Origin of the sequence: Diaphorobacter caeni (assembly GCF_015354245.1) — a bacterium.
Lineage (GTDB): Bacteria > Pseudomonadota > Gammaproteobacteria > Burkholderiales > Burkholderiaceae_C > Diaphorobacter_A > Diaphorobacter_A caeni.
On the sequence record NZ_JADKYZ010000010.1, the window covers coordinates 225,816 to 234,988 of the forward strand.

A 9,173-nucleotide genomic window follows, 5' to 3' on the forward strand; every position below is an offset into this window, starting at 1 on the left:
ACACAAAATGAAGCCAGTTATAGCTTTGGTCGGACGCCCCAATGTGGGCAAGTCCACCTTGTTCAATCGAATGACGAAGTCGCGCGACGCCATCGTTGCCGACTTTGCGGGATTGACGCGTGACCGGCACTACGGGAATGGCCGACAGGGCAAGCACGAGTACATCGTGATCGATACCGGCGGTTTCGAGCCGGATGCCTCCAGCGGCATCTTCAAGGAAATGGCCAAGCAGACGCAGCAGGCGGTTGCCGAGGCCGATGTCGTCATCTTCGTGGTGGACGTGCGTGCCGGTCTTTCGGCGCAGGACCACGAGATCGCCAAGTATCTGCGCCGCCTCGGCAAGCCCGCGCTTCTGGTGGGCAACAAGGCGGAAGGCATGAAGGACTCCCTGCACATGGCGGAGTTCTATGAACTCGGTCTGGGCGAGGTCTATCCGATTTCCGCTGCGCACGGGCAGGGCGTTCGTCCTTTGGTCGAGCATGCGTTGGGCCAGCTCAATCTGCCCGAAGAGGGTGAGGATGAAGACGATGCCGACAAGGGCGTCATCCGTCTGGCGGTCGCCGGTCGCCCGAATGTCGGCAAGTCCACGCTGATCAACACCTGGCTGGGTGAGGAGCGACTCGTCGCCTTCGACATGCCGGGCACGACGCGCGACGCGATTTCGGTTCCATTCGAGCGACTCGGCCAGCGTTTCGAGCTGATCGACACGGCGGGACTGCGCCGCAAGGGCAAGGTCTTCGAAGCGATCGAGAAGTTCTCGGTGGTCAAGACGCTGCAGGCGGTGGAGTCGGCGCATGTGGTGCTGCTGCTGATCGATGCCACGCAGGGTGTGACCGATCAGGATGCGCACATTGCCGGCTACGTTCTGGAAAGCGGTCGCTCGGTGGTGATCGCGGTGAACAAGTGGGATGCGGTCGACGACTACCAGCGCCAGATGCTGGAGCGCTCCATCGAGACCCGTCTGTCGTTCCTGAAGTTCGCGCCGCTGCATTTCATCTCGGCGATCAAGCGTCAGGGCATCGGACCACTGTGGACTTCGATCCTGCAAGCCTACAAGGCGGCTACCTGCAAGATGCCGACGCCGGTGCTCACGCGCCTGCTGCTCGAGGCGGTGCAGTTCCAGACGCCCAAGAAGTCCGGCATGTACCGTCCCAAGATGCGCTATGCGCACCAGGGCGGCATGAACCCGCCGGTGATCGTCATTCACGGCAATTCGCTCGAGCATGTGACGGACGCCTACAAGCGTTTTCTCGAAACCCGCTTCCGCAAGGAATTCAATCTCGTGGGCACACCCTTGCGTATCGAGATGAAGACCTCACATAATCCCTACGCCGACAAATAATTTTTAGGCACTAGCACCAAAACAACAACGGTTCAAGCCCTTGCCTAGTGTGGGGCTGGGATGCTGTGGTAAGGTGTCGGTTTACAACAACGCTCTGAGAACACGGAGAATATCGTGAGCAATAAAGGCCAACTTCTGCAAGACCCGTTCCTGAATGCACTGCGTCGCGAGCATGTGCCCGTTTCGATCTATCTGGTCAACGGCATCAAGCTGCAAGGTCAAATCGAGTCGTTCGACCAATATGTGGTGCTCCTGCGCAACACAGTGACTCAGATGGTCTACAAGCACGCCATTTCCACCATCGTCCCCGGACGCGCTGTGAATTTCTCCACAGCCGACAACGCTGACGCTGAAACCAACCAGTAAAGCCGCCATCTGCATGGCGGTCACTCTTCGACCGTCAGGTCGAGAGTTTCTATAGAAGGCTCTAGACTTTGAGCGTTGAAGAAGAAGTCCCTGTGCTCGGCAATGCCCCGGTCATTCTTGTCGGGGTTGACTTTGGAGCCCCCCATTTCGATGGGGAGCTTGAAGAACTCGGTTTGCTGGCCGAAACCGCAGGCTTGAAGCCTGTCGCGCGCATCACCTGCAAGCGCAAGGCGCCCGATGCGGCGCTGTTCGTCGGTTCGGGCAAGGCGGAGGAAATCCGCCTTCTTGCCCAGACCCATGGTGCCAAGGAAGTTCTGTTCGATCAGGCGTTGAGCCCTGCCCAGCAGCGCAACCTCGAGCGCGAACTCGGTCTGCCGGTGAACGACCGCACTCTGCTGATTCTCGAAATCTTCGCGCAGCGTGCACGCAGTCATGAAGGCAAGCTGCAGATCGAGCTGGCGCGCCTGCAATATCTTTCCACCCGACTCGTGCGTCGCTGGTCTCACTTGGAGCGCCAGCGCGGCGGCATCGGTGCGCGCGGTGGTCCGGGCGAAACCCAGATCGAGCTGGATCGCCGGATGATCAATGACGCGATCAAGCGCACCAAGGATCGGCTGGTCAAGGTCAAAAAGCAGCGCAACACGCAGCGGCGCCAGCGCGAGCGCCGCGAGGTGTTCAGTGCGTCGCTGGTGGGCTACACCAATGCGGGCAAGTCCACGCTGTTCAATGCGCTGGTCAAGGCCCGCGCGTATGCGGCCGACCAGTTGTTCGCGACCTTGGACACGACTACGCGCCAGATGTATCTGGGCGACGAGGTCGGGTCGATTTCCATCTCCGACACCGTCGGATTCATTCGCGATCTGCCCCACGGCTTGGTCGATGCCTTCCAGGCCACGTTGCAGGAGGCGGTCGAAGCCGATCTGCTGCTGCATGTGGTGGATGCATCCAACCCGCATTTCCCCGAGCAGATCGAGCAGGTGCAGCGCGTGCTGGCGGAAATCGGTGCCGAGGACATTCCTCAGCTGCTGGTGTTCAACAAGCTCGATGCCATCCCGCCCGAGCAGGTGCCCAGCCAGATGCATGACGAGTACGAGCTCGATGGCCGCCGCATGCCGCGTGTCTTCGTGAGCGCGCAGAAGGGCGAGGGTCTGAGCGCGTTGCGCGAGGAACTCGTCAATGCCGCTCTGGCGCTTCGCAATCGGACGATGTCCCCTGAGCCTGCTGCTGAATTTGAGCCTGAAGAGCATTGATTGGCACAATACCTCCCTATCAAAGCGTCTAAGAGAACAAGAGAACCTGGCATGAACTCTGACAACATCGCATTTCGTTGGGCCACGTTGCCCCAGCGCATACGCGGGATGTTCAACCTGAATGACCCTCGCTGGGGGCGTGGGGACGACAAGTCCGATGGCGGCGGCTCGTCGCCCTCGGACAACAATCAGCAACCCCGGCCTCCGCAGAACAACGGTCAGCAGCCTCCTGACAACCGTCAGCGCGGTCAAGGCAACAACAACGGTGGAGGCGGTGGCCAGCCACCTGATCTCGACGAGATGTTCCGTGATCTGAACCGCAAGCTCTCCGGCCTGTTCGGTGGCGGCAACAAGGGCTCGAACAACAACGGCGGCAATGGCGGCGGCTTCCAGCCCGGCATGAAGGGCACGGGCATCGGCATCGGCGTGATCGCCGTTGTGGCGGCCATGATCTGGCTGGGCACCGGCGTGTTCATCGTGCAGGAAGGTCAGCAGGCCGTCATCACCCAGTTCGGCAAGTACAAGTCGACCGTGGGCGCGGGCCTGAACTGGCGCCTCCCGTATCCGGTCCAGAAGCATGAACTGGTGTACGTGACGCGCATCCGCTCCTCCGATGTGGGCCGCGACAGCATCATCAAGAGCACGGGTCTGCGCGAGTCGGCCATGCTCACCGAAGACGAGAACATCGTTGAAATCAAGTTTGCCGTGCAGTACCGCCTGAGCGACGCGCGCGCCTGGCTGTTCGAAAGCCGCGATCCCGAGGGCACCGTGGTGCAGGTCGCGGAGACGGCCGTGCGCGAGGTGGTCGGCAAGATGAAGATGGATCTGGCCCTCGCCGACGAGCGTGACCAGATCGCGCCGCGCGTGCGCGAGTTGATGCAGACCATTCTCGATCGCTACAAGATCGGCGTCGAAATCGTCGGCATCAACCTGCAGCAGGGCGGTGTGCGTCCGCCCGAGCAGGTGCAGGCGTCGTTCGACGATGTGCTCAAGGCCGGTCAGGAGCGCGAGCGTCTGAAGAATCTGGCGCAGGCCTATGCCAACGACGTGATTCCGCGTGCCGCAGGTTCCGCGTCGCGTCTGGCCGAAGAGGCGGAAGGCTACAAGGCGAAGATCGTGGCGACCGCGCAGGGTGATGCAGGCCGCTTCAGCTCCGTGCTGACCGAGTACCAGAAGGCTCCGCAGGTCACGCGTGATCGCATGTATGTGGACACCATGCAGCAGATCTACTCCAACGCCACCAAGGTGGTCGTGGAATCGAGCAAGGGCTCGAACCTGCTGTACCTGCCGCTGGACAAGATCATGCAGTCGGTCTCGCAGGCGTCGAACAACGCCGTGTCCGCTGAGTCATCGGCGCCAGCCGCACCGGCCGCCGCGACCAGCGCGACCGTGCCGAATGTAGATCCACGTGCCCGCGACAGCAATCGTTCGCGTGAGCGCGATGCGCGATAAGAGGGAGATGACGTCGTGAACAAAGTTGGTTTCTGGATCACCTCTCTGCTGATCGCCCTGGCGCTGGCGAGCTCCACCCTGTTCGTGGTGGACCAGCGTCAGTTCGGCGTGGTGTATGCCCTTGGTCAGATCAAGGAAGTCATCACCGAGCCGGGCCTCAATTTCAAGATGCCGCCGCCGTTCCAGAACGTGCGCTACATCGACAAGCGTCTGCTGACGCTGGACAGCACCGATACGGAGTCCATGCTCACTGCCGAAAAGCAGCGTGTGGTGATCGACTGGTATGTGCGCTGGCGCATCTCCGACCCATCGGCCTACATCCGCAATGTGGGCCCTGACGAGGCGTCGGGTGCCATTCAGCTCAACCGCGTGGTGCGCAACTCCTTCCAGGAAGAAGTGAACCGCCGCACCGTGCGCGAACTGCTGTCGGGCAAGCGCGAGCTGCTGATGGCCGATGTGAAGCGCGAAGTGCTGGAGGCCGTGCGCGGTGCCAAGCCTTGGGGTATCGACATCGTCGACGTGCGCATCACGCGTGTCGACTATGTGGAAGCCATCACGGAATCCGTTTACCGCCGCATGGAAGCCGAGCGTCAGCGCGTGGCCAACGAGCTGCGCTCGACGGGCTCCGCCGAAGCGGAAAAGATCCGCGCCGATGCCGACAAGCAGCGCGACGTGATCGTGGCCAAGGCCTATCGCGATGCGCAGAAGGTCAAGGGCGAGGGCGATGCTGAGGCCTCGCGTGTCTATGCGGACGCATTCGGCCGCGATCCTTCGTTCGCGCAGTTCTATCGCAGCCTCGACGCCTACAAGGCCAGCTTCGGCAAGAAGGGCGATGTGATGGTCGTGGATCCATCGTCCTCCGAGTTCTTCAAGAACTTCACCGCACCCGCCAGCACCGCCCGCAGCGGCAAGTGACGGCGGACAGCGGCACCTCGGCTCCATTCCCGAGCGCGTCTGATTGAAATGGACTGGTTGCAAGCCCTCTGGATCTCCACCGCACTGGTGTTGATTCTTGAGGGCTTGCTGCCTTTGATCTCACCGCTCAACTGGCGTCGCGCGATGGCGGCGATCGCTCAGCTGCGTGACGGGCAGATCCGCTTTCTCGGCCTTCTTGCCGTCGCCGTGGGTGTCATCATTCTGCTGCTTGTGTAATGGAAGACCCGCAGCCTGCTGCTTGATTTCAAGCAGTCCGGTAGAATCACGCTTTTAACAGCATCCCCATTTCTCATGTCTGCTTGGGTCCTGCCGGATCACATCGCCGATGTATTGCCCTCAGAGGCTCGGCGCATTGAAGAACTTCGCCGTGGATTGCTAGATACAGCCCGTAGCTACGGGTATGAACTGGTAATGCCGCCGTTGCTGGAGCATTTGGAATCGCTGCTGACAGGCACGGGCGAGGCGCTGGATTTGCAGACGTTCAAGCTCGTCGACCAGCTCTCCGGCCGCTCGCTTGGCGTGCGAGCCGACACCACGCAGCAGGTCGCCCGCATCGATGCACATCTTTTGAACCGCAAGGGCGTCACCCGCTTGTGCTACTGCGGACCGGTGCTGCATGCCCTGCCGGACCGTCCACATGCGACCCGCGAACCACTTCAGTTCGGTGCCGAAATCTACGGCCATTCGGGTATCGAAGCCGACATTGAATCCGTGCTGCTCGCGCTGGAATGTCTGCGCGTTGCGGAAGTGCAGAACCCCAGCGTCGATCTGGCGGACGTGCGCATCGTGCGCAGCCTGCTTGCCGGCGTGCCCGCGGGGCTGCCGACGCTGGCCCACGTGCATGCGGCTCTGGCCGTCAAGGATGCCAGCGAACTCAAGGAACTGACCAAGTCCTTTCCCGAGCAGTCACGCGAAGGTCTTCAGACGCTGCTCCAGCTCTATGGCGACGTCAAGGTGCTCGACGAGGCTGAAAAGGCGCTGGGCCATATCGCGGGTGTGAAGCCCGTGCTGGACGATCTGCGCACGACGGCTGCGCGCATCGGCACGGCCCGCGTAACCTTCGATCTGGCGCATGTGCGTGGCTATGCCTACTATAGCGGTGCGCGTTTTGCGATCTACGTGCCCGGTGCGAGCGATGCGTTGGTGCGTGGTGGTCGCTATGACGAAGTGGGTGCGGTGTTCGGTCGCAACCGTCCCGCAGCGGGCTTCAGTCTGGATATCAAGCAGCTCGTCAGTGCCGTGGCGCCCAAGCCGCTGAAGGCGGCCATCCGTGCTCCTTGGGGTGTGGACGGCGACGTGGCCCTGGCCATCGCATCGCTGCGTCAGCAGGGTGAGACCGTGGTCTGTGTCCTGCCAGGGCATGAGAGCGAAGTGGACGAGTTCCACTGTGACCGTGAATTGGTGCAGGTAGCCGACCGCTGGGTCGTTCGCGCTATCTGACGTTTGGTTTTTTAGTATTTGATCGGATTCGAAATGAAGACAAGCAAGGGTCGTAACGTCGTGGTCGTCGGCACTCAGTGGGGTGACGAGGGCAAGGGCAAGCTGGTCGACTGGCTGACGGAAAGCGCACAGGGCGTCGTCCGCTTCCAAGGCGGTCACAACGCAGGCCACACGCTGGTGATCAATGGCGTGAAGACCGCCTTGCACCTGATCCCCAGCGGCATCATGCGCGCTGGCGTGAAGTGCTACATCGGCAATGGAGTGGTGCTTTCCGCCGCCAAGCTGTTCGAAGAAATCGCAGGGCTTGAGAAGGCCGGCGTCCAAGTGCGTGACCGCCTGCGCGTGAGCGAGGCTTGCCCACTGATCCTGCCGTTCCACGCCATCCTCGACGTGGCGCGTGAAGCAGCCCGCGAGCGTGGCGGTGTCGAGAAGATCGGCACGACCGGTCGCGGCATCGGCCCCGCTTACGAAGACAAGATCGCCCGCCGTGCGCTGCGCGTGCAGGACATGAAGCACCCCGAGCGCTTCGCCACCAAGCTGCGCGAACTGCTGGCGCTCTACAACCACATGCTGGTGACTTTCCTTGGCTCCAAGGATTTTGAGTTCGGCGATGCGTTCAAGCCTTACATGAAGGACGGCGCGGTTCAGTTCGAGCCTGTGTTTGAAGAAGCCATGCGCCACGCGGAGCTGCTCAAGCCGATGATGGCCGATGTGTCCCGCGAACTCAATGATGCTCACGCTGACGGTGCCAATCTGCTGTTCGAAGGCGCGCAAGGCACGCTGCTGGACGTCGATCACGGCACCTATCCCTATGTCACCTCGAGCAACTGCGTGGCAGGCAATGCGGCAGCCGGCTCCGGCGTGGGCCCGGGCATGCTGCATTACATCCTCGGCATCACCAAGGCCTATTGCACACGCGTTGGCGGCGGTCCATTCCCTACGGAGCTGGATTGGGAAAAGGAAGGCACTCCCGGTTATCACATGAGCACGGTGGGAGCAGAGAAGGGCGTGACGACAGGCCGCAGCCGCCGTTGCGGCTGGTTCGATGCGGCACTGCTCAAGCGCAGCGCTCAGGTCAACGGCCTGTCGGGTCTGTGCATCACCAAGCTCGACGTGCTGGATGGTCTGACCGAACTGCAACTGTGCGTGGGCTACGAGCTCGACGGTGAGCGCATCGACCTGCTGCCCATGGGCGCGGACGATATCGCCCGTTGCGTTCCCATCTATGAAACCATCCCCGGCTGGACAGAGTCCACCGTGGGCGTGACCGATTACAACGCCTTGCCTGCAACCGCGCGCAAGTACCTTGAGCGCATTGAGGAAGTCACCGGCGTGCCCATCGCCATGATCTCCACCAGCCCGGACCGTGACCACACGATTCTGGTGCGCAATCCCTACGCTGCTGAATAAGAGTGCATTTCGCTATTGTGCGCAGTAAGACCAGCGACATCTGCTATTGAATCAGGAGTTATCTATGTTGACAGAAGACGGCAAGCACCTATACGTCAGTTACGACGAGTACCACAACCTCATTGAAAAGCTGGCGCTCAAGGTGCATCAGTCAGGCTGGGAGTTCGATACCATTCTGTGCCTGGCGCGCGGTGGTCTGCGTCCCGGCGACATGCTGAGCCGTATTTTCGACAAGCCATTGGCCATCATGTCCACCAGCTCGTACCGTGCAGAAGCCGGTACGGTGCAGGGGCATCTGGACATCGCTCGTTTCATCACCACCCCCAAGGGCGAAATCGCTGGCCGCGTGCTGCTGGTCGATGATCTGGCGGACTCCGGTCACACGCTCAACGCGGTGATCAGCATGCTCAAGAACAACTACCAGCCTATTACAGAGCTGCGCAGCGCCGTGATCTGGACCAAGGCCTTGTCGACGTTCACCCCCGACTACTCGGTGGACTTCCTGGCGACGAACCCATGGATCCACCAGCCGTTCGAAACCTACGACAACCTCACTCCAGAGAAGCTCATGGAGAAGTGGCGCGTTTGATGTCCTGACGACATCGCCGATCCTGCAAAAGGGGAAAGATGAAAATCTTTCCCCTTTTTGTTTTCGGGCAAGCAAACGGGACTATACTCAATCCCTTCCTCAGAAAGAACGCGCTGATTGCGGAGAGATCCGAAGATGCTGCGAGTTGATCTGAAGAAAGTTCTCAAAACTTTCCCGGTTGGTTCAAAAATCGGTATAGAATAGAGGGCTTCGCTACCAAGAGGTGGTTGCTGGTGATTCGGTGATGACTCTGGGTGGTGAGAAAAAAGAAATCTTGGATTTCTTCTTCTGGGTCGCAAAACTCGGTGTAGAATACAAGGCTTCGCTGCCGAGGTTGGAAACGACGGATGCGGCAGGTTGATGTGGTTTGATTGGTTATCCGGTCGGT

The 9,173-nt window shown here is 60.8% G+C and carries 10 protein-coding genes; 9 read left to right on the top strand and 1 reads right to left on the bottom strand.

Translation table 11 applies throughout. The features are described from left to right. Positions 1-7: 7 nt before the first annotated feature. The 9 genes from der to ISG32_RS23355 all read left to right on the top strand — a co-directional run bounded on the left by der (position 8) and on the right by ISG32_RS23355 (position 8,785). The gene (gene der, locus ISG32_RS23315; protein ID WP_194773418.1) at positions 8-1,342 is read left to right on the top strand and encodes a ribosome biogenesis GTPase Der; all 1,335 of its coding nucleotides are present in this window, start codon (positions 8-10) and stop codon (positions 1,340-1,342) included. A 114-nt stretch (positions 1,343-1,456) separates the two neighbouring features. Beyond that, positions 1,457-1,708, top strand: a complete 252-nt coding sequence (gene hfq, locus ISG32_RS23320; RefSeq protein ID WP_166066993.1) for an RNA chaperone Hfq — start codon at positions 1,457-1,459, stop codon at positions 1,706-1,708. Between the two features lie 68 nt (positions 1,709-1,776). Continuing rightward, on the top strand, positions 1,777-2,958 hold the full coding sequence (gene hflX, locus ISG32_RS23325; RefSeq protein ID WP_228530042.1) for a GTPase HflX: 1,182 nt from the start codon (positions 1,777-1,779) through the stop codon (positions 2,956-2,958). Positions 2,959-3,009: 51 nt separating this feature from the next. Further along, entirely contained in the window at positions 3,010-4,410 is a 1,401-nt protein-coding gene (gene hflK / locus ISG32_RS23330) for an FtsH protease activity modulator HflK (RefSeq protein ID WP_194773419.1), read from the top strand. A gap of 15 nt (positions 4,411-4,425) precedes the next feature. Beyond that, positions 4,426-5,325 carry a protease modulator HflC gene (hflC, locus tag ISG32_RS23335; protein WP_194773420.1) on the top strand — a complete coding sequence of 300 codons (900 nt, stop codon included), beginning with the start codon at positions 4,426-4,428 and terminating at the stop codon, positions 5,323-5,325. Between the two features lie 48 nt (positions 5,326-5,373). Then, positions 5,374-5,562 (top strand): DUF2065 domain-containing protein, encoded by a 189-nt coding sequence (locus tag ISG32_RS23340; protein WP_194773421.1) that lies wholly within the window; start codon positions 5,374-5,376, stop codon positions 5,560-5,562. A 75-nt stretch (positions 5,563-5,637) separates the two neighbouring features. Continuing rightward, the gene (locus tag ISG32_RS23345; protein WP_194773422.1) at positions 5,638-6,786 is read left to right on the top strand and encodes an ATP phosphoribosyltransferase regulatory subunit; all 1,149 of its coding nucleotides are present in this window, start codon (positions 5,638-5,640) and stop codon (positions 6,784-6,786) included. A gap of 33 nt (positions 6,787-6,819) precedes the next feature. Continuing rightward, on the top strand, positions 6,820-8,196 hold the full coding sequence (locus ISG32_RS23350; protein WP_194773423.1) for an adenylosuccinate synthase: 1,377 nt from the start codon (positions 6,820-6,822) through the stop codon (positions 8,194-8,196). Positions 8,197-8,260: 64 nt separating this feature from the next. Then, the gene (locus ISG32_RS23355) at positions 8,261-8,785 is read left to right on the top strand and encodes a phosphoribosyltransferase (RefSeq protein WP_166300312.1); all 525 of its coding nucleotides are present in this window, start codon (positions 8,261-8,263) and stop codon (positions 8,783-8,785) included. A gap of 163 nt (positions 8,786-8,948) precedes the next feature. On the opposite strand, the gene ISG32_RS27665 is transcribed toward ISG32_RS23355, so the two are convergent. After that, the coding region (locus tag ISG32_RS27665) for a hypothetical protein (RefSeq protein ID WP_228530043.1) at positions 8,949-9,173 on the bottom strand (225 nt) is incomplete at its 5' end.

Bases quoted from the DNA above. Each gene is read 5' to 3' on its own strand.
- ISG32_RS23355 (WP_166300312.1), top strand. From the start codon at position 8,261: ATGTTGACAGAAGACGGCAAGCACCTATACGTCAGTTACGACGAGTAC.
- ISG32_RS23340 (WP_194773421.1), top strand. From the start codon at position 5,374: ATGGACTGGTTGCAAGCCCTCTGGATCTCCACCGCACTGGTGTTGATT.
- ISG32_RS23345 (WP_194773422.1), top strand. From the start codon at position 5,638: ATGTCTGCTTGGGTCCTGCCGGATCACATCGCCGATGTATTGCCCTCA.
- hflK (WP_194773419.1), top strand. From the start codon at position 3,010: ATGAACTCTGACAACATCGCATTTCGTTGGGCCACGTTGCCCCAGCGC.
- ISG32_RS23350 (WP_194773423.1), top strand. From the start codon at position 6,820: ATGAAGACAAGCAAGGGTCGTAACGTCGTGGTCGTCGGCACTCAGTGG.
- der (WP_194773418.1), top strand. From the start codon at position 8: ATGAAGCCAGTTATAGCTTTGGTCGGACGCCCCAATGTGGGCAAGTCC.